We start from the raw sequence: 17,954 nt of genomic DNA, 5'->3' as shown, positions 1-17,954 counted from the left end.
ATTTTGAACCCCCAAAGACTACCAGCAATTAATCGAATATCCGACTGATGCACTTCTGTCCTCGTCCTTTGTTTGACAGCTAGCTCTGGCTGGCGCCGCAACACTATCACTAGGAGCCTATCGTACTGCTTCGCTCCCTAACAAGCTAAAGAAAAACGAGCCTGTGAGCTCGCCTGTCTTATTTCAAAACTTTTTGTGTCTTAGCGTAGTTAGCTTCGACGGCTTCTTTTTCAGCCTTCCACCAATCTTGGTGGTCCGTGTACCACTTAATGGTATCTTCTAGACCAGCTTCAAAGTTGGTAAATTCAGGAGTCCAGCCCAACTCTTGACGAAGTTTGGTCGAGTCAATGGCGTAACGCAGGTCGTGACCAGCACGGTCAGTTACGTGCTCATAGGCATCCTTAGGTTGTCCCATCTTTTCCAGAATCAACTCAAGCACTTCCTTGTTATTCTTTTCACCGTCAGCACCAATCAGGTAGGTTTCGCCAATTTTACCCTTGGTCAAAATAGCCCAGACACCTGTTGAATGGTCGTTGGTATGAATCCAGTCACGAACATTTTTACCATCACCGTAGAGTTTTGGCTTGATGCCAGACAGGATGTTGGTAATTTGCCGAGGAATGAATTTTTCGATGTGTTGGTAAGGACCATAGTTATTTGAACAATTGGAAATGGTGGCCTTGACACCGAAAGAACGCACCCAAGCCTTAACAATCAGGTCAGAAGCTGCCTTGGTGGATGAATAAGGAGAGGATGGATTGTACTTGGTGTCTGGTGTGAATTTTTCACCCGGACCTTCACCGTGACCTGGCAGGTCTTCCCGAAGCGGAAGGTCGCCGTAGACTTCATCGGTGGAAACATGGTGGAAACGGATGTCGTACTTTCTTGCCGCTTCCAACAGGGTGTAAGTCCCGATAAAATTAGTGTAGATGAAAGGACTTGGGTCCTTAAGAGAATTATCGTTGTGGCTTTCGGCCGCATAGTGAACGATGGCATCAGCTTTAGCAGCCAATTTATCCACCAATTCAGCATCCGCAATATCACCAACTACCAGCTCAACGCGGTCACCGAGAATTTCTTCTAGGTTGGCCCGGTTACCAGCATAGGTCAACTTATCCAGAACGGTAACATGAACGTCCGGATGGTTGTTGTAGACATAGTGGACGAAGTTTGAACCGATGAAACCAGCTCCACCAGTAACGATGATATGTTTGTATTCAGACATAAATTTTTCCTCTTTGTTTTCTTTATGAAACTCTTCTGATGTGATGCGGACGCCAGCAAATCCCTCCGGGATTTCATGGCTAAAACTCGAGCCTCAGGTCTCGAGTTTTCCGAGACTTTCATTCATAAATGACTGAAAGTCTTTTCATCACTGCGAAGAGTTTCGGATAAGGGCTCGCTTCGCTCGCCTTTAAATATTGATAATAAGACTAAAGTCAAACTATCTGATGTTGAAAAAGTAACAAGATTAGGCCTTTTGTTCCAGCCTCTTTGTAATATTATTGTTTTTCCTTACAGTAAAAAAATATTGTGCTAGCTACTTAGCTCGTTCTCTAATGCCCGACAGCTAGAGCAAAAGCCGAGGGCTTACTCACTAGCGCGGTACTTTCTTACTTTTAGGAACACTCAATTTCCTGTAGAAAATTCTGCGAACAGCTTCTTTTTACAAGTCTTCTGCTTTCAGTGGTTTCACATCTTTGAGCAGTGGGTGGTTTTTATCGGCTTCTGAAACTTCTGCTTCTGCAAGATTTTCCCATTCAATGCCAAGGGCTGGGTCTGCATAGTTGACAAAGGCGTATTTGGGTTTGAGTTCCAATGCCCAGTAGTCGTTAACTAGGTAGCTGTAGGAAACCTTGTCAGAAAGGACTTGGAAGCCATTAGCGACGCCACGGGGCACAAAGATTCCTTTGGAGGCATCAATGATGGTTTGGTAGACATGACCAAAGCTAGGGCCCTCACGTAGGTCAACCCAGGAGCCTAGAACCTTACCTTCGTCAGCAACCGAGATGTACTTGTCCCAAGGCTCGGCATGGAGGCCACGAAGAACGTTTTTGCGGGAGAAGGAAACATTATTTTGCAACTTACCTTCCCTAAAGAAGCTTTCTGGAAAACCGAGTGGAACCATCTTTTCCTTTTGGAAATTTTCCTTGAACCAGCCACGGTTGTCGCCGTGAACGGGAATGTCAAACTCAATCATGCCAGGGATAGCTTCAATTTTACGGGCAGCTAATTCTTTTTCAAAAAAGTTTTCGGTCATTAGGCTTCTCCAATCAAACGCAAGAGGTATTGTCCATATTCATTTTTCTTGAGCGGTTGCGCCAGCTCACGCACCTGGTCCTTGGTGATGTAACCCATGCGGTAGGCAATTTCTTCCAAGTTAGCCACTTGCAGGTTTTGCATCCGTTGAACGGTCTCGATGTATTGGGCTGCTTCCAGCAAACTTTCATGAGTTCCAGTATCCAACCAAGCGAAACCACGCTCCATGACTTCCACAGAAAGGTCACCGCGGTCTAGATAGGCCTTGTTAACATCGGTAATTTCCAATTCTCCCCGAGGGCTCGGTTTGATGTTCTTGGCAATTTCAACAACGTCATTATCATAGAAATAAAGACCGGTTACGGCATAGTGAGACTTAGGATGCTCAGGCTTTTCTTCGATGGAAATGGCATTCATATTTTCGTCAAATTCAACAACTCCGAAGCGCTCAGGATCCTTGACTTGATAACCAAAGACGGTTGCCCCTTTTTCCTTGCTGGCTGCCTTTTGCAACATCCGGCTGAGACCTGGACCGTAGTAGATATTGTCACCTAAAATCAAAGCAACATTGTCATCGCCAATGAAATCTTCACCGATGATAAAGGCTTGGGCCAAGCCATCTGGACTAGGTTGTTCGGCATAGGACAACTTAATACCGAATTCAGAACCATCTTGAAGCAATTCCTTGAAACGAGGCAAATCTTGCGGTGTTGAAATAATCAAGATGTCCTTAATCCCTGCCAACATGAGAGTTGAGAGGGGATAATAAATCATCGGTTTATCGTAAACAGGCATGAGCTGTTTTGAGGCCGCACGGGTCAATGGATAGAGGCGAGTTCCTGACCCACCTGCAAGAATAATACCTTTCATAGAAAAGCTTCCTTTCAGAATTTGTCTGATAAAATTATATCACAAGCCCTTGCAAATGTCAGTAAAAACAAGGGATGGCAGGGAGCAATTGCCAAGGCCCGAATACAGGGCATTTTAAAATTGAACACGCCTACATCTCTTTGTAAAAAGATAAAGCCTGTCTCGAAGTCTAATACTTCTTCGCCAGCTTTCCTATTTTACCTTGGGATGCTTAACGGCTTTGTATCTTGTTAAAGATATAGCCTGAAACTATAGCTGATTTATGTTAGAATAGGCCTATGCGTATTCAACAATTACATTATATTATCAAAATCGTCGAAACTGGCAGTATGAATGAAGCTGCCAAACAGCTCTATATCACCCAGCCCAGCCTATCCAATGCCATTAGGGACTTGGAAAGAGAAATGGATATAAAGATTTTCAACCGCAATCCTAAAGGCATTACCCTGACCCAGGACGGTATGGAATTTCTCTCCTATGCCCGCCAGGTCGTGGAGCAGACTAATCTTCTGGAGGAACGCTACAAGAGCAAGGACCATAACCGTGAGCTCTTTAGTGTCTCGGCCCAGCACTATGCCTTTGTGGTCAATGCCTTTGTCTCTCTACTCAAGGGAGCTGATATGAGCCAGTATGAGCTCTTTCTGCGGGAAACACGGACCTATGAAATTATTGATGACGTTAAGAATTTCCGCTCAGAAATTGGCGTTCTCTTCCTCAACAGCTATAATCGCGATGTCCTGACCAAGATGTTTGACGACAATCATCTGACCTATACCAACCTCTTTGTCGCCCAGCCCCATATCTTTGTCAGCAAGTCCAATCCCTTGGCTAGCAAGAAGTCAGTCAGCCTCAGCGACCTAGAGGACTTCCCTTATCTCAGTTATGAGCAAGGTCTGCACAACTCCTTCTACTTCTCAGAGGAAATCATGTCCCAGATTCCCCACAAAAAATCCATCGTGGTTTCGGACCGAGCTACCCTCTTTAATCTCCTGATTGGCCTGGATGGCTATACCATCGCAACCGGTATCCTCAATAGCAACCTCAACGGTGACGATATCGTTTCCATTCCCTTGGACGTGGAAGACAAAATTGACATCATCTACATCAAACACGAAAAGGCCAACCTCTCCAAAATGGGCGAACGCTTTATCGACTATTTGTTAGAGGAAGTGAAGTTTAAATAAGATACAGAGCCGTTAAGCACCACAAAGCCAAATAGAAAATCGGACGATGGAGCACGAAGGCTCCAAGCCCGATTTGTCTTTTTCCACAGTGGTGTAGGCGAGTTCAATTGAGCAACCTCGCTAAGCTCTAGTGTTGCGGAGATTGTAAACACAAAAGCATGATATGGCTAATGCCCCCAAAACTAGTTAAGTCTTGCAAAATCGCAGGACTATGGTAGAATAAGAATAGAAAAAGGGCCTTGCTGAAACAAGACCCCATGTAAAGCCGTTAAACGGTGGTTACATTTCAGTTAGTTGTTTTAACCGTCATGCGGACCAAAGCTATGACGGTCATTTTTTGCCATTTTTGAAGATTTGGTAACAAAGACTGATTAGGGCTATGGTAAACATAGCAAAACCTAAAATGGTCTCGGTCTCTACCACTTCAAAAGCAGTCAAAGGATTACCTCCTCTCTGTTAGATTTTGATGAATACCGCATAGGCATCACCTCACTTTCAGAAAAGAATGTAACCACCGTCTTCACTTCTTTACTCGTCTATTATAGCATAAAGTTAGCTTTTTTACTAACAAGAGCTGGACTATCTCGCAAAAACAGCCTTCTATTCGTCATTGAATAAAAGGCTGTTTTTTATATCAATTATTGATAGGGGTTTTTACTGTTACTCTTGCTCCACCCCATTCTCCATTAGACAGGGACAGTTGCCCTTTATGAAGCTGGATAATATTTTCAGCAATGGTTAATCCAATACCAAGATGATTGCTAGCATGGCGACTTTTATCATCTCTAAAAAATTGCAGATGAGCTTTTTTCAGAGCCTCAGCAGAGAAACCAGGCCCACTATCCTGACAGGTCATGACCAAGTCATCTCCTTGGGTAGAATAGGTCAGAGAGAGTCGACCACCTTTTGGGCTATACTCTACAGCATTGGATAGAATATTCATCCAGGCACGATGAAATAGATTTTTATCAAGCCTTATTTCGAGGTTCTCTTGAATTGAGTCTTGGCAATCCAGGCGCAGATCTCTTGTCTGAGCAAGGGCGGAGCTTGCCTGATTTAGCTCATCAAGAAAATCTTTTACAGAAACCTGCTCAGGCTGGAAGTCTCGTAAGCTATTTCCCTTAGCAATTGTTGACAGTTCATTGATGTAATTTTCTATTTGACTGATATTTTTAGAACTGTAGGTCACAAATTTTTCCTGCTCTTCGGTTAGGGCTGTCTGGGCTAACAACTCTGTATTTCCCCTAACAACGGTTAAGGGGGTTCTGATGTCATGTGCCAAAGCCCTTATTTGCTCTCTCTTTTCACGCTCTAATGACCAAGACTGAAGCAGGGAGTCGCTTAGGGCTCCTCTCATTTTATCCAGGCTCAATAATAGCTGATTGAATTCTTTTATTCGAGAGTGACCCATAGAGAAGGTCAGGTCTTCTTCTGCTATTTTTTCAGTTGCTTTTAAAACGGGTTTTAATTGCTCCTGCAGTCGTCTTACGAAGACTAAAGTGGTAATGATAAAAATGAGCAAGCTCCCCACAGCCAAGAGGATAGCAACCAAGTTCGTGGCGCTAGGGAGAGATTTATTTCCCCAGGCGAAAGAGTAGCTCTCTCTTAGCTGGTAGTTGACCAGAATTCTTCCATCAGGACGGTCAAAGACCTTATAATAACCGTAACTTGTCTTACCCGCATTCGCCTCCCGAAAATTTTTCAGGATGGCTTTTTCCATTGGCTGGGACATGTCTGTTTCGACCACTCGACCGGATTTACTGATAAATAGATAGGTTGTGCCATTGGGCAGGTCGCTCTTATCAAACTTTTTGCTAGTTTCCAGGGACCTTTTTTGTTCAATCAAGTACTGCTCCGCATTGTTTGCAGGAATTATGGCCCCACTGCGATAGGCCAGGTTTAAGGCTATTAAAATAAGCATTGCTAAAAGGGTACAGGCCAAGATGACCGTAGCAAAATAGCTGATGAAAATTGCTCTTAGGCTAAAACTTTTTTCTTTCATTCCCATTTATACCCAATTCCCCAGACTGTTTTAATCGGTTCTTGTCCATAATCTCTAAATTTAGCACGAATATTTTTTATATGTTCGGCAATAGCTGATGGCATGCCTCTTTCGTCATAGCCATAGAGTTCTTCATATAGTTGCTCTTTAGAAAAGACCTGCCCACGATGTTTGAGAAGGCAGTCACAAATTTCATATTCTGATTTCGTTAAGTCCAGAATCGCTTGCTCAACCTTGACTTCTTTTGATGACAAATCGAACTGGATGTCGCCTGACACCAACTTACTATGATGGTCCCGGCGCTCTCTGCGAAGATGGGCAGAGACTCTGGCCAAGAGTTCCTCTATGCCAAAGGGTTTACTGATATAATCATCAGCACCGTAACCTAGACCAAGTACAATATCCGTCTCCTGTGATTTGGCCGTGAGAAAAACAATGGGGCAGTCAACCAGAGGACGAATCTCCCGGCAAAAAGTCAGACCGTCAATCTCTGGCATCATGATATCCAAAATAATTAAATCATACTGAGTGAGATTATCTTTATTTAGACCAGCGGGGTTCTCCGCTATGTCAACAAGATAATGGTTTAACTCTAGGGTCGTTTTTACAAGTTCTAAAATATCTTTATCATCATCTACAACAAGAATACGGTTCATATTTGCTTACCTCATAACAAGAATATCATATTTTAGTCATTACCGGAACGACCCTCCCAATGATTGAACCAGATTAGGCTAGCAACGACAATCAGAATTGTCATAATGAAAAGAAGCAAAATCCAGTTGAGCAATTCCCTTTCAATAACAGGTCCAACAGATTTTATAATTCCCAAATGGGCCATAATTAAGCCAATGAGTCTACTTGACCAACTGCAGGGAACGAATTTCCAAACAAAATCCCCTAATCCCGTCAGAAATAAGGCAGCAATGAGGGATTCAAAAATCCCGACGATAATGGTTAGGCCATTACCAAAAATAAAGGCTAGGTCAATGTGGAGACAGTATAAGAAAATTGTCGATAGCAAATAGGCAAACAGCAGGACTAGATAAAAGGTGAGGTGGTTGACCAATCCTCCATACAAAAGCGAGAAGCTAACGATAGCAATGACTACAGCCAGAATTTCTAAGGCTATAAGAAAGAGTAACTTTTGCATGTAAAGTGGCAGCCTCTTCTTACTGGTCAGCAAAGCTTGAAAATTTCCAGCTTCCTTATCTAGCTCGATCGACTTTTGGCAAATGATAGAAATAATCAGAGGAAAACCGATTCCCAAAACTTCAAAATAGGCCTTGGTCACGGCCTGCCATGAATAGGTTGGGGCAAGCAAACCATAAGTGGCAAAGGCTATTCCCATAAAGGCAGGCAAGAGAATATGTAACCAGATGATAAAAGTCCTGCGATACTTATAGGCTTCTGCTAGAAAGAGCTTTTTCATGATTTAACCTCCTGCTTGGAAAACCAACTTGCGGTTAAATGCAATAAGAAAATCAATAGGATTGCCGATAGGCAGACTGCAAGCAGCATAGACCAAGAACTGGTTGGCAATTTCGGTGCCACTACTGCATCTGTTCCTGCCGGTAAACCATTGGGTAAAATATTCAAAATTGGCACCATCAGGCGAATCCCCCAGCTATAAGGACAAAGCCACCAAAAACTACTGGTTGCGAAAATGATGCCGGCACCAATATTAAGGACAAGATTAATCAGTAAAGTTACGATGGTTCCAGTCTTTTTGGCCAGCCATAAGCAAAATGGGATTTGCCAGAGGGCTGTAAACACCAGAACTAATGATGCTAGTACCAACCGCCATAGTTCCTGATTTTCGCCCTGAGTCGGAAATAGTGAATACTTTACCAGCAATAATAGGCCTAAATGGAGCAATTCTGCCAGTCCCATATAATAGGCGATAACACTAATTTTTCCGAGCCAAAAGCGTTTTAATGAAACGGAAAGAGGATAGACAGCCTGATAGGCCAGTTTTCTCTCCTCCTGCTGCTGAACCAGACAAATAAATAAAGTCAGCACACCTGGAAAAATCATGGCATACCACCAGTTGTAACCGGTCGTAAAAATATAATCTGGAAGGCGAATGGTTAACAGGGCGATCAGACAGGGTGAAAATAATAGAATCTTTTTGCTGATGGTTCTCTTTAATTTCAAGCGTTCTGCTAAAAAGAATTTAATCATAACTTTCACCCTCTTTCTGCTGCTTTACGACCTCGGTAAATAGTTCTTCCAAATCTTCACCAGCATGAATTTTGTCCTGATAGCCAAGAACTCCATTCGAAATAATCCCGATATGATCTGCAATCAATTCAATCTCAGACAGGATATGGCTGGAAATAATGACAGTAATGCCCTGCTTCGGAAAGGAACGAATCAAATCCCGTAATTCCTGAATACCCAAGGGGTCTAAACCATTGGTTGGTTCATCCAGAATCAAAAGTTTGGGATGGTTGAGCAGGGCAATGGCAATGCCCAAGCGCTGCTTCATTCCCATGGAGAAGTTCCTAGCTCGTTTTTTGCCCGTATTAGTCAGGTCAACAATCTTTAAAACCTCATCAATTCGTTGTTCAGGAAGGTTTAACATTAAGGTTCTTACCTTTAAATTTTCACGCGCGGTTAGGTTTTCATAAAGCGGTGGCGATTCAATTAGAGCTCCAATAGTCTCCAAATCCTTGCGACTCCATTCATGTCCATCTATCAGAATTTGGCCAGAAGTCTTATGAAGCATGCCTGTCACCATTTTTAAGGTGGTTGATTTACCAGAACCATTAGGCCCCAATAGTCCATAGACTGAATTCTTTTCCACTTGCAAAGATATTTCCTTGACAGCAACCTGCTTACCAAATTTTTTTGTTAAATTGCGTGTCTCCAACACATAGTTCATGACTTGATCCTCCTCTTCTTTCTAAAAACTATTTTAGAAAAGAAATTTCAGGACTTTATCAGGAAAAACAAAAAACGCTAGAAAAATTCTAACGTTTTTGAACAATTTAGATTTTAGAAGTTCACCCCAACTTCTTTTCTTATTGGCTTACTTATACTCAATGAAAATCAAAAATAGACAAGGCAATAAGCTGCAGGCAGTACTGAAGTACGGCAAAGCGAGTTAACGCCGTATATTTTTGAGTTTCGAAGAGTATTAGAAAAAACTCTTGACCAGGACCGAACCAAAGCCCATGATGAAACCAGCTAGGATGACGCCGGCGATGACGGCGATGATGCTGTTCTTGAACTTGAGGTCAAGGATGGAGGCGGCCAGGGTGCCTGTCCAGGCTCCTGTTCCTGGAAGGGGAATGCCAACGAAGAGGAAGAGAGCGAAATAGAGTCCCTTATCACCTGCCCCTTTGGCTAATTTTTGGCCTCCATTGTGGCCCTTTTTCAGACACCAGCTAAAGAAGCCCCCGATGACGGGTTTATCAGCTCCCCACTCCAAGACACGGCGGGCGAAGAAAAAGATGATGGGTACCGGCAACATATTGCCGATGACACCAATGATGATGGCCTGCCACATAGGGAGACCCACGCCGATTCCGTAGGGAACGGCTCCCCGCAATTCAATAAGGGGAATCATAGAAATGAGGAAGGTAATCAAATACTTCATAAATTTTATCCTTTTGGCTTATAAGAGTGAGCTAATCAGCTGATTAATTTGGTCAAAGTAAAAGGGACTTTCTTGATAAACAATGCCAGTATGGCGGGCTAGTTTGATAATCATCTCTAGGAAAGAACGAGATGAAAAGCCGGTTGTCTGATGCAAGATTTTCTCATCAAAGGGCTTGATGAGGTGGGCCAGCGGATTGCGGACCGACTTTTCCATGTCTCTGAGGAAGGTCACATCCTTCTTGAGCGATTCTGAGATTGGTAAGGAGCTCAATTAAGGCGACTAGACTTCTGGAAGTGACCCGTGGGTCGTGCCAAGTACTGGCAAAGTCTTGGAGAGCCTGATTTTGCGAGTCCTCCATCTTGGAGAATTTCCAAGTGTCGTAGCTGGAATCCTTGGAATTCTTGACATAGTTAGGCAAATCTGGAATCTGACTCTGAATCAAGCGCAGAAAAAGTCGATAGAGGATGGGACTGACGGCCCGAACAAAATCAATAATATCCTCTGTGATAACCTTGGCCTGCAAGTCCATGATGTAGTTAGCCAGCAGCTCCTGTTCTTGTGGATTGACTGTCAGCTGGCAATCATAGTTAGCTTGAAAATGCTCCACGGTCTTGGGGCCATAGAGTTCTTCAATAGCCAACTGGCGCCGCTTCTTCATCAGATAGAGCAAGGTCTTAGCATCACCACTTATCCTTTGCTGCTCCACCAAGCGGTAAGCTGAGGCATATTCATACTGCTGGATAAGGATTTCTAAGGTTTCCTTTAAAGCCTGATTTTCCATTTTAAGCAATCAAAGTTTCCAGGCCGACTGTCATCATGTCGGTAAAGGTCGTTTGTCTTTCCTCAGCTGTCGTGTCCTCTTCTGGGTGGACTAGACTGTCTGAGATGGTCATAATACCCAAGGCTTGCACCTGATATTGGGCTGCTAGGTAATAGAGAGCTGCTGCTTCCATTTCAATAGCCTTAACGCCCAAGGTCCCCAGCTTCATATTGCGTTCAGGCATGCTGGAATAAAAGACATCCGATGACAGAACAGAGCCAACATGGGTGGTCATGCCCAAATCCTTAGCGATATGGTAGGCCTTGTCCAGGAGGTCAAAATCAGCAATTTGTGGGAAATCATATTCAGGAAAGTCGTTGCGGATAATATTTGAATTGGTTGCGGCCGCTTGGGCCAGAACCAATTCCCGCACATGGACATCTGGGTCAATGGAGCCAGCCGTACCAACCCGAATCAATTTCTTCACACCATAATCGACAATCAATTCGTGGGCATAGATGGAGATGGAGGGCATACCCATACCAGTTCCCATGACAGAGACCTTCTGGTCCTTGTAGGTTCCAGTATAGCCCAACATGCCACGAATATTGTTAAAGCAGACAGGATTTTCTAAAAAGTTTTCGGCAATGAATTTGGCCCGCAGAGGGTCTCCCGGTAAGAGAATTTTATCAACAATTTGGCCAGGTGCCGCTTCGATATGAATTGACATAGATTGGTATTCCTCAATTTCTATAAAATATACGAGATTCAAAGAGCTTGGTCAAAGCAACTGTAAAGAGAATCGGGATTAGTAGAATGGGTTGGGAGTGGGTGAAACCAATGACCAAGCCCGCAGCTGTCAGAGGGGCCTTCATGGTGATGGCTAAGAAGCTAGCTGCGCCAGCCAACATGAAGAGCTCAGGCCCTTGGATAGAGATAAAGCCAGCTACAATTTGACAGACAATTAGGCCCAGCAGGCCACCCAGGGCGAAGGACGGGGTCAGGGTGCCACCGTAGGCACCGCTGACTAGACTCAAAAGAACCAGACTGGCCTTTAGGACAAAGAGGACCAGAGCCATTCGCAAGGGTAGGCCATTGAAGGCCGATTGAGCTAGGGCACTCCCGTTACCAAGAATGGTTGGAAAGAGCAGGGCAGTAGCTCCTACAAGGACTCCAGTAAGGGGCAGGGTTAGAAAGATTGACTTGTCTTTCCGCCGCCATTTACCAGCAAGTTTATTGAGGCGTCTGAAAGAGCCCGCAAAAAATGCAGTCAAAATCGCTAGGCAGACTAGGAGGCCTAGACTGGACCAAAAGCTTAGACCATTGGTCAGGGGATGCAAATGATAGTTGGGATTACTGGTCACAATAGGATTAGAGACAAAAGTTGCCAGATAGGTACTGACGAGCACCACCAACAGACTTCTCAGGGAAAGGGCCACGGCCAATACTTCAAAAGCAAAGAAGAAAGAGGACAGGGGCACCTGATAAACAGCCGCCAGCCCTGCTGCTGCCCCGCTGGCCATCAGCAGGTAGGCATCCTTGGATTTTAATTTAAAGCGGACGGCAACTCGCCCAGCAAAGAGGGCTCCTAATTCACGGGGAGCTCCTTCCTTACCAATTGGACCACCGGCACCGACAAAGACAATCTGTAGGAGGCTATGGAGGACCTGCCGTAGAAAGCTATAAAGTCTCTTGGGGTGTTGCAGGCTTTGTCGGACGGAAACAACCCGATTTGGGGCCTTCTGCAACCAATACCAGATTAGAGCAGCCACAAGTGAAATGACAGCTATACCGCCAAAACGGGACCAGGCGGACAGGGACCTAACCAAAGTCAGATAGTCATCGTCATTATGGCCAAAGACCAGAATTTCCACGAGATTGAGCAATTCATGCATGGCAATCCCAGCGAATCCTCCCAGGAGACCGGTCAAGCCGACAGCCGTAAGAAAACGGAGGGAGTAATGATAGAACTTCATGATTGGCTTAATTTATCCAAGAACTGGTAGAGGGCCTGATTCATCTGGTCATAATCATAGGTCAAAATAGCATCTGCTCCTTGGACGTAGCTATATTTTTGGCTGTCGCCTTCAATGTCCTTTTCCTGAGCCAGGAGCTGTCTGACTAGATCCTTGGTTAATTCCAGATGGGCTTGAAAGCCAAAATGCTTCTGACTATAGGCGATAATCTGCCTAGGGCATCCCTGACTGGTAGCCAGAATCTGAGCTCCCTCAACCAAACCTGGCATATCCCCATGCCAATGTCCGACAACCAGACCTTGGGGGATATGAGACAATCTTGAATCTGCTTGGCCAGCTTGGGTTAGCTCAATCGGAAAATTCCCGATTTCTCGCTCAGGGCTGGCAATGCAGGTACCTCCGTAGGCCTGACCCAGGAGCTGGGCTCCTAGGCAGACACCGATAATGTATTTATCCGCCTGGATGGCCTTTTTAATCAGGGCAATCTCAGCCCCTGCATTGAAATGGGGGAATTCTTCCTGAGTGGAACTTGGACTTTGAGGGCCGCCCATAACAATCAGCATATCAAAATCACCGACTGACTCGGGTAGGCCTTCAAATTGATAAACCTTGGTGATGGAGACCTCGTGTCCCCGCAGAGCTGCCCAGGCTAGGTAAGCCCCAGGGGCTTCAAAACTTTCATGAATGATAAAATGGACTCGCATGGAGTCTCACCTCCTATAATTCAGCTAGAACTGCCTTGACCAGACCCTTGAAATCGGCCTTGATTCTTTGGGTGACGGCTACCACTTCTTCGTGGTTGAGCTCATCTTGGAAACCGGCCGCATGATTGGTGATAGCAGAGATTCCCAGCACCTTGAGGCCTGAATGAGCCGCAACGATGACTTCAGGAACGGTTGACATACCAACGGCATCGACTCCCATAGTCTTAAAGGCTCTGATTTCGGCAGGGGTTTCATAGGATGGCCCAGTCACGCCGATATAGACACCTTCGTCCAACTTGATACCTAATTTTTCAGCTACACGGTGGGCTGTTTGCCGGTAATCCTTGCTGTAGGCATTGGACATGTCAGGGAAACGCGGACCGAAGTCATCTAGATTGGCTCCAATCAGCGGATTTTGTCCAGTCAAATTGATGTGGTCGCTGATGGCCATAAGAGTCCCAGGACCAAAACCAATTCCGCCAGCCGCATTGGTGACGAGAACGCCTTGGCATCCCAGAGCTTTCATAACACGAACAGGGAAGGTCACCACTTCCAGCGGATTCCCCTCGTAAAAATGGAAACGACCTTGTAAGGCCAGAACCTTGCGTCCAGCCAAGTCACCATAGACTAGCTTACCAGCATGGCCGACAACCGTTGAGCGACCCCAATTAGGAATCTCCGCATAATCCAAAACAATGGCATTCTCAACCTCTTGGGCCAATTCACCCAGACCTGAACCCAGAATCAGACCAAATTCCGGAGCCACCATGCCCTTGCCTTGCAAGAAGTCACGGGTTTGCTTGATTTTATCAATAAGTATCATAGTTTAGCCTTTCTTATTTTACAAATGACCGCTTAAAGTCCTGATGGCTTTTGATATTGCTCTCGGCATCCTTTTCATCCCAAATTTGCAATTCCCATGGGTAATAGAAATTACTGGCATTTTTGAAATAAATATGGATACCAATATAGCCATCTTGATCCCTTAGATACCAATTTTTCAGACCAAATTTTTCCTTCCAACCGTCAAGAGAATCAAGCACTTGAGCCACTTGGTCCGAAGTCAAAATCATCCGAGCCCCAAAGATGTCGTTGAGGATGTTATTGACCGGATACTGGGTTTCTCGAGCCTTATATCTCTCAATCTTATCCAGAATAGACTCGGCCGTTTTAACCCGATAATAAAAGTTAATATCCTTGAGGTCAGCTCGGTAAAGGTAGTCATTGATAGACTCATGGAGATTGAGACGATAGGACAAGATATGTTCGGTCGGCACTTTGGAGAAGGTATGGGAAAGGTTGACCTTGGCCACTTTCCCAGTTTCAAAATAGTCCCGCGAATAAGCCAAATGGAGCTTATTAATCTGGTCAATCAAACGTTCGACTTTTTCAATAGATGCTGTCATAATCGCCTCCTTTCCCTTTAGAAGATAATTAATTATTTACCATTTCCTTACTAATCATCTCATCATTACCTAACTCAATACCCTTAGTGGTAAAAGTTTTTTTAGCCATCCTTGCAATGGTTCTTGTTGTTGTAACATCAAAAATCGCACCAATTCCCGCACCTGCAATAGGAACCATCTTCCCTAGATTGACAACCCCTTTTGTTCCAAATTTAGTTGCTAATCTAAATCCAACTGCTTGATTTATCTTAGTGAGAACAGTTCCAGGTATCCTCCTTACTGTATTAACAGCTAGTTTATTGCCAATCGTTATTCCAGATTTTTTAACAATATCAGCCACAGAAGAACCTGCAAGGGTAGCATATGCAAAAGTCTGGACTTGGTCACTACGTAAATTATAACCTCTGATGCTGGCTATAGCTGCTATCATCCTCATTTGGAACAAAATAACGGTCGTTATATTTGCTGGAACTGTAACAGGTAATGTCAGAACTCCACCAAATCCAGTAACAAAACCTGAAACAGCTGCTTTGGTTGTTTGAAATTTGATTATCTTATCAATTGCTTCATCCTTATCACTACTTTTCGATAAATAATCTTCTACAAACTCATCAAGTGTCTGTTGCCCAGGTATTCCTTCAATAGTCTTAGAATAGGCCCAATCTAAAGTTTTTAAAAGAGCTTCCTGACTAATCTCTTGTGAGTTTTCTAATTTTTTTGAAATAAATCTCTTAGAATTCCCAACTAATCTTGTACTCTTTTCCTTGACACTGCTCGAAATAACCTTCTTATTTACCATTTTTCCGTCTCCCTACACCAACTTATCCAAGAAGCTTTGGCCAATCATGGCGGTGTCGACACCGAAGTTTTGGGCAACGGTGGCAGAGATGTCAGCGTAGTGACCGACTGGGATGGTGCCATTGCCCTTAAAGGCTGGGCTGTAGGCTAGGAGCGGGATGTATTCACGGGTATGGTCGGTACCAGCATAGGTAGGGTCATTACCGTGGTCAGCCGTAATCATGAGCAGGTCATTTTCCTGCATGGCTTCAAGGATATCTGGCAGACGACCGTCAAATTCCTGCAGGCAATCGCGATAACCCTGAGGGTTGCGACGATGACCATACATGGCATCAAAGTCCACCAGATTGGTGAAGGATAAGCCATGGGTAAATTCAGACTTCTTCATAGCTTCAATGAGATTGTCAACGCCGTGATTGTTGGACTTATTGTGGCCCATATCGTGGTTGAGGCCAGAGCCGTTAAAGATGTCATTGATCTTACCGACGGCATAAGTATCAATGCCAGCTTCGTCTAATTTATTGAGGACAGTTGGGGCAAAGGGTGATAGCGCCAAGTCCCGACGGTTAGCGGTTCGCGTGAAGTTGCCTGGTTGACCTACATAAGGACGGGCAATAATCCGACCCAGTAAGGCTGGACGTTCCAGCGTAATAGAACGGGCGTATTCACAGATACGATAGAGCTCTTCCAGGGGAATAACGTCCTCATGAGCAGCAATTTGCAAGACAGGATCCGCTGAGGTATAGATAATCAATTCGCCTGTCTCCGTCTGGCGAGGCCCAAAGTCGGCAATGACTTGAGTGCCTGAATAAGGCTTGTTGGCCTCACGGATGACCTTACGGCCTGAAAATTCTTCAATCTTGGTAATGATTTCTTCGGGGAAGCCATTCCAGAAAGTATCAAAGGGCTCAGTAATATTGAGGCCCATGATTTCCCAGTGACCAGTCATGGTATCTTTACCAAGGGAAACTTCCTCCAGTTTTGTGGTATAACCACTTGGTTCGCTTTCTGCTGGGACGGTCTTTAGGGCTTGGGGGCGAGGGATATTGCCCAAGCCGATTTTAGCCATATTGGGCAGGTCCAGTCCGACCGTTTTGGAAATATGACCCAGAGTATCAGAAGCACCATCTGGCACACCAGCATTGACAAAGTTATTGGCATCTGGGGCCGCACCGATTCCAACGGAATCCAAAACAACTAGGTGAATACGTTCAAATTTTGACATTATGTCCTCATCTCTAAGATAGCTGGGTTATCACTCAATTTTTAGTGTAGGGAAGGGGCCAGTTTTCCCTATTTTGAGGGAGCACAGGCCTTGCTCCTACCTTCTTGTTGTACTCATTTAAGCTCACATTTTTGATACTTTCTTAAAAAGTGCGGACACAAGCAAACTCCTGACGGAGTTTCATTACTAAATTTTGAGCCTCAGTCTCAAAATTTCCGTTATTAGCACCAAGTACACTTGTTGCTAATAATACCACTTTGGAGAAAGTATCATTCTCTCCTTACATCATCAGTCAAAACAATTATGCTTTTTCAGCAACAAATATTCCTACTAAAGCTGTAAGATGCAGATTTTAAACTTCAAAGAATATTCTTATTTATGACTGTCTAATACTTTTACGCCGTCCTGGCCAGCAACTATGACCTTATTGACCAGGCCGTTAAAGAGGCCATGTTCAACCACGCCCGTCAGACTTTTGAGCTCCTGACCGAGAGCAAGAGGATTTTCGATAGTCCCCAAATCCAAGTCAATGATAAAGTTTTGCATATCAGTAACAAAACGCTTGCCATCTTTTTGGCGGAAGCTAGGCTTGTAGCCCTGCTGGTCGAACTGACGATAGAGGCGTTCGGCTCCATACTGAACCACTTCAACAGGTAGCTTGAAGGCACCTAGGGCCTTGACCAGCTTGCTTTCATCAACCACCCAGATATAGTCCTTGGTTGGTGTTGCGACAATCTTTTCCATCAGGAGGGCTCCGCCACCGCCCTTGATGCCGTTAAAGTTGCGGTCTACTTCATCTGCCCCGTCAACGGTGACATCAATACTATCAATGTCATCAACAGACTTGAGGGAAATCCCCAGAGCTTGGGCTTGGGCAGTCGTCCCACTTGAGGTTGTCACGCCCACTACCTGCAAGCCCTCTTCTTGGACCCTGCGACCAATTTCGGCCACAAAATAATAAGCGGTTGAACCCGTTCCCAGACCAACGACCATTCCGTCCTTGACATACTGGGCTGCTCTGACACTCGCTTGCTTCTTCAAGTCATCCATCTTTTGCATGCTAATTATCCCTCTCTTTTTTATCAATTTATTATATCATGAAAAACCTTGAACTACCAACAGAGGCGGTGATTTTATCACTTGCTATCCCTTGGGGCTTGCGA

General features: G+C 44.6%; 19 protein-coding genes and 1 pseudogene. 1 reads left to right on the top strand and 19 read right to left on the bottom strand.

Annotation, left to right across the window (positions count from 1 at the left end):
* Positions 1–178: 178 nt before the first annotated feature.
* From rfbB to rfbA, 3 genes are all read right to left on the bottom strand, one after another.
* On the bottom strand, positions 179–1,225 hold the full coding sequence (gene rfbB / locus BS63_RS0102515) for a dTDP-glucose 4,6-dehydratase (RefSeq protein ID WP_019769581.1): 1,047 nt from the start codon (positions 1,223–1,225) through the stop codon (positions 179–181).
* 441 nt (positions 1,226–1,666) lie between these two features.
* Positions 1,667–2,260, bottom strand: coding sequence for a dTDP-4-dehydrorhamnose 3,5-epimerase family protein (locus BS63_RS0102510; RefSeq protein ID WP_002963259.1), 594 nt, complete (start codon positions 2,258–2,260; stop codon positions 1,667–1,669).
* Positions 2,260–3,129: a glucose-1-phosphate thymidylyltransferase RfbA gene (gene rfbA, locus BS63_RS0102505; protein ID WP_002963260.1), complete on the bottom strand. Its 870-nt coding sequence runs from the start codon at positions 3,127–3,129 to the stop codon at positions 2,260–2,262. Before rfbA ends, BS63_RS0102510 begins: the two co-directional genes overlap by 1 nt.
* 278 nt (positions 3,130–3,407) lie before the next feature.
* Between rfbA and BS63_RS0102500 the strand changes: the two genes are divergently transcribed.
* Positions 3,408–4,313: a LysR family transcriptional regulator gene (locus tag BS63_RS0102500; protein ID WP_002963261.1), complete on the top strand. Its 906-nt coding sequence runs from the start codon at positions 3,408–3,410 to the stop codon at positions 4,311–4,313.
* 330 nt (positions 4,314–4,643) lie between these two features.
* On the opposite strand, the gene BS63_RS1000000112230 is transcribed toward BS63_RS0102500, so the two are convergent.
* The 16 genes and pseudogenes from BS63_RS1000000112230 to rpiA all read right to left on the bottom strand — a co-directional run bounded on the left by BS63_RS1000000112230 (position 4,644) and on the right by rpiA (position 17,841).
* Positions 4,644–4,751, bottom strand: coding sequence for a putative holin-like toxin (locus BS63_RS1000000112230; protein ID WP_002963318.1), 108 nt, complete (start codon positions 4,749–4,751; stop codon positions 4,644–4,646).
* Positions 4,752–4,947: 196 nt separating this feature from the next.
* Positions 4,948–6,321, bottom strand: coding sequence for a sensor histidine kinase (locus BS63_RS0102490; protein WP_002960072.1), 1,374 nt, complete (start codon positions 6,319–6,321; stop codon positions 4,948–4,950).
* The gene (locus BS63_RS0102485) at positions 6,312–6,971 is read right to left on the bottom strand and encodes a response regulator transcription factor (RefSeq protein WP_019769363.1); all 660 of its coding nucleotides are present in this window, start codon (positions 6,969–6,971) and stop codon (positions 6,312–6,314) included. The genes BS63_RS0102490 and BS63_RS0102485 overlap by 10 nt, the downstream gene beginning before the upstream one ends.
* 32 nt (positions 6,972–7,003) lie before the next feature.
* The gene (locus BS63_RS0102480; RefSeq protein WP_002960076.1) at positions 7,004–7,747 is read right to left on the bottom strand and encodes a lantibiotic immunity ABC transporter MutG family permease subunit; all 744 of its coding nucleotides are present in this window, start codon (positions 7,745–7,747) and stop codon (positions 7,004–7,006) included.
* Positions 7,744–8,499, bottom strand: coding sequence for a lantibiotic immunity ABC transporter MutE/EpiE family permease subunit (locus BS63_RS0102475; protein WP_002960077.1), 756 nt, complete (start codon positions 8,497–8,499; stop codon positions 7,744–7,746). The genes BS63_RS0102480 and BS63_RS0102475 overlap by 4 nt, the downstream gene beginning before the upstream one ends.
* Positions 8,492–9,202 carry a lantibiotic protection ABC transporter ATP-binding protein gene (locus BS63_RS0102470; RefSeq protein WP_019769365.1) on the bottom strand — a complete coding sequence of 237 codons (711 nt, stop codon included), beginning with the start codon at positions 9,200–9,202 and terminating at the stop codon, positions 8,492–8,494. Before BS63_RS0102470 ends, BS63_RS0102475 begins: the two co-directional genes overlap by 8 nt.
* Before the next feature lie 255 nt (positions 9,203–9,457).
* Positions 9,458–9,919 carry a COG2426 family protein gene (locus tag BS63_RS0102465; protein WP_002960079.1) on the bottom strand — a complete coding sequence of 154 codons (462 nt, stop codon included), beginning with the start codon at positions 9,917–9,919 and terminating at the stop codon, positions 9,458–9,460.
* 18 nt (positions 9,920–9,937) lie between these two features.
* Positions 9,938–10,703: pseudogene (locus BS63_RS1000000111280) on the bottom strand (LytR family transcriptional regulator).
* A gap of 1 nt (position 10,704) precedes the next feature.
* Positions 10,705–11,412 carry a purine-nucleoside phosphorylase gene (gene deoD, locus BS63_RS0102455; RefSeq protein ID WP_019779670.1) on the bottom strand — a complete coding sequence of 236 codons (708 nt, stop codon included), beginning with the start codon at positions 11,410–11,412 and terminating at the stop codon, positions 10,705–10,707.
* A gap of 13 nt (positions 11,413–11,425) precedes the next feature.
* Positions 11,426–12,658 carry a chloride channel protein gene (locus BS63_RS0102450; RefSeq protein WP_019772591.1) on the bottom strand — a complete coding sequence of 411 codons (1,233 nt, stop codon included), beginning with the start codon at positions 12,656–12,658 and terminating at the stop codon, positions 11,426–11,428.
* Complete coding sequence (locus BS63_RS0102445) at positions 12,655–13,362, bottom strand: glutamine amidotransferase-related protein (RefSeq protein WP_002960084.1); 708 nt, start codon at positions 13,360–13,362, stop codon at positions 12,655–12,657. Before BS63_RS0102445 ends, BS63_RS0102450 begins: the two co-directional genes overlap by 4 nt.
* Before the next feature lie 13 nt (positions 13,363–13,375).
* Positions 13,376–14,185 carry a purine-nucleoside phosphorylase gene (locus BS63_RS0102440; protein ID WP_002960085.1) on the bottom strand — a complete coding sequence of 270 codons (810 nt, stop codon included), beginning with the start codon at positions 14,183–14,185 and terminating at the stop codon, positions 13,376–13,378.
* A 13-nt stretch (positions 14,186–14,198) separates the two neighbouring features.
* On the bottom strand, positions 14,199–14,768 hold the full coding sequence (locus BS63_RS0102435) for a nucleotidyltransferase family protein (RefSeq protein WP_002960087.1): 570 nt from the start codon (positions 14,766–14,768) through the stop codon (positions 14,199–14,201).
* A 28-nt stretch (positions 14,769–14,796) separates the two neighbouring features.
* Positions 14,797–15,567 carry an EcsC family protein gene (locus tag BS63_RS0102430; protein ID WP_002960090.1) on the bottom strand — a complete coding sequence of 257 codons (771 nt, stop codon included), beginning with the start codon at positions 15,565–15,567 and terminating at the stop codon, positions 14,797–14,799.
* Between the two features lie 12 nt (positions 15,568–15,579).
* Positions 15,580–16,791: a phosphopentomutase gene (locus BS63_RS0102425; protein ID WP_002960093.1), complete on the bottom strand. Its 1,212-nt coding sequence runs from the start codon at positions 16,789–16,791 to the stop codon at positions 15,580–15,582.
* Positions 16,792–17,163: 372 nt separating this feature from the next.
* Positions 17,164–17,841: a ribose-5-phosphate isomerase RpiA gene (rpiA, locus tag BS63_RS0102420; protein WP_002962544.1), complete on the bottom strand. Its 678-nt coding sequence runs from the start codon at positions 17,839–17,841 to the stop codon at positions 17,164–17,166.
* Between the last annotated feature and the right edge of the window lie 113 nt (positions 17,842–17,954).

It is taken from the genome of Streptococcus sobrinus DSM 20742 = ATCC 33478 (assembly GCF_000686605.1).
Lineage (GTDB): Bacteria > Bacillota > Bacilli > Lactobacillales > Streptococcaceae > Streptococcus > Streptococcus sobrinus.
This window is presented reverse-complemented; position numbering and strand designations above follow the sequence as displayed.

What these genes read in the sequence shown, in the direction of transcription:
- BS63_RS0102445 (WP_002960084.1), bottom strand. Translation starts at nt 13,362, where the DNA reads ATGCGAGTCCATTTTATCATTCATGAAAGTTTTGAAGCCCCTGGGGCT.
- BS63_RS0102510 (WP_002963259.1), bottom strand. Translation starts at nt 2,260, where the DNA reads ATGACCGAAAACTTTTTTGAAAAAGAATTAGCTGCCCGTAAAATTGAA.
- BS63_RS0102450 (WP_019772591.1), bottom strand. Translation starts at nt 12,658, where the DNA reads ATGAAGTTCTATCATTACTCCCTCCGTTTTCTTACGGCTGTCGGCTTG.
- BS63_RS0102470 (WP_019769365.1), bottom strand. Translation starts at nt 9,202, where the DNA reads ATGAACTATGTGTTGGAGACACGCAATTTAACAAAAAAATTTGGTAAG.
- deoD (WP_019779670.1), bottom strand. Translation starts at nt 11,412, where the DNA reads ATGTCAATTCATATCGAAGCGGCACCTGGCCAAATTGTTGATAAAATT.
- BS63_RS0102490 (WP_002960072.1), bottom strand. Translation starts at nt 6,321, where the DNA reads ATGGGAATGAAAGAAAAAAGTTTTAGCCTAAGAGCAATTTTCATCAGC.
- BS63_RS0102425 (WP_002960093.1), bottom strand. Translation starts at nt 16,791, where the DNA reads ATGTCAAAATTTGAACGTATTCACCTAGTTGTTTTGGATTCCGTTGGA.
- BS63_RS0102500 (WP_002963261.1), top strand. Translation starts at nt 3,408, where the DNA reads ATGCGTATTCAACAATTACATTATATTATCAAAATCGTCGAAACTGGC.
- BS63_RS0102485 (WP_019769363.1), bottom strand. Translation starts at nt 6,971, where the DNA reads ATGAACCGTATTCTTGTTGTAGATGATGATAAAGATATTTTAGAACTT.
- BS63_RS0102465 (WP_002960079.1), bottom strand. Translation starts at nt 9,919, where the DNA reads ATGAAGTATTTGATTACCTTCCTCATTTCTATGATTCCCCTTATTGAA.
- BS63_RS0102440 (WP_002960085.1), bottom strand. Translation starts at nt 14,185, where the DNA reads ATGATACTTATTGATAAAATCAAGCAAACCCGTGACTTCTTGCAAGGC.
- rfbA (WP_002963260.1), bottom strand. Translation starts at nt 3,129, where the DNA reads ATGAAAGGTATTATTCTTGCAGGTGGGTCAGGAACTCGCCTCTATCCA.
- BS63_RS0102435 (WP_002960087.1), bottom strand. Translation starts at nt 14,768, where the DNA reads ATGACAGCATCTATTGAAAAAGTCGAACGTTTGATTGACCAGATTAAT.
- BS63_RS0102475 (WP_002960077.1), bottom strand. Translation starts at nt 8,499, where the DNA reads ATGATTAAATTCTTTTTAGCAGAACGCTTGAAATTAAAGAGAACCATC.
- BS63_RS0102480 (WP_002960076.1), bottom strand. Translation starts at nt 7,747, where the DNA reads ATGAAAAAGCTCTTTCTAGCAGAAGCCTATAAGTATCGCAGGACTTTT.
- BS63_RS0102430 (WP_002960090.1), bottom strand. Translation starts at nt 15,567, where the DNA reads ATGGTAAATAAGAAGGTTATTTCGAGCAGTGTCAAGGAAAAGAGTACA.
- rfbB (WP_019769581.1), bottom strand. Translation starts at nt 1,225, where the DNA reads ATGTCTGAATACAAACATATCATCGTTACTGGTGGAGCTGGTTTCATC.
- rpiA (WP_002962544.1), bottom strand. Translation starts at nt 17,841, where the DNA reads ATGGATGACTTGAAGAAGCAAGCGAGTGTCAGAGCAGCCCAGTATGTC.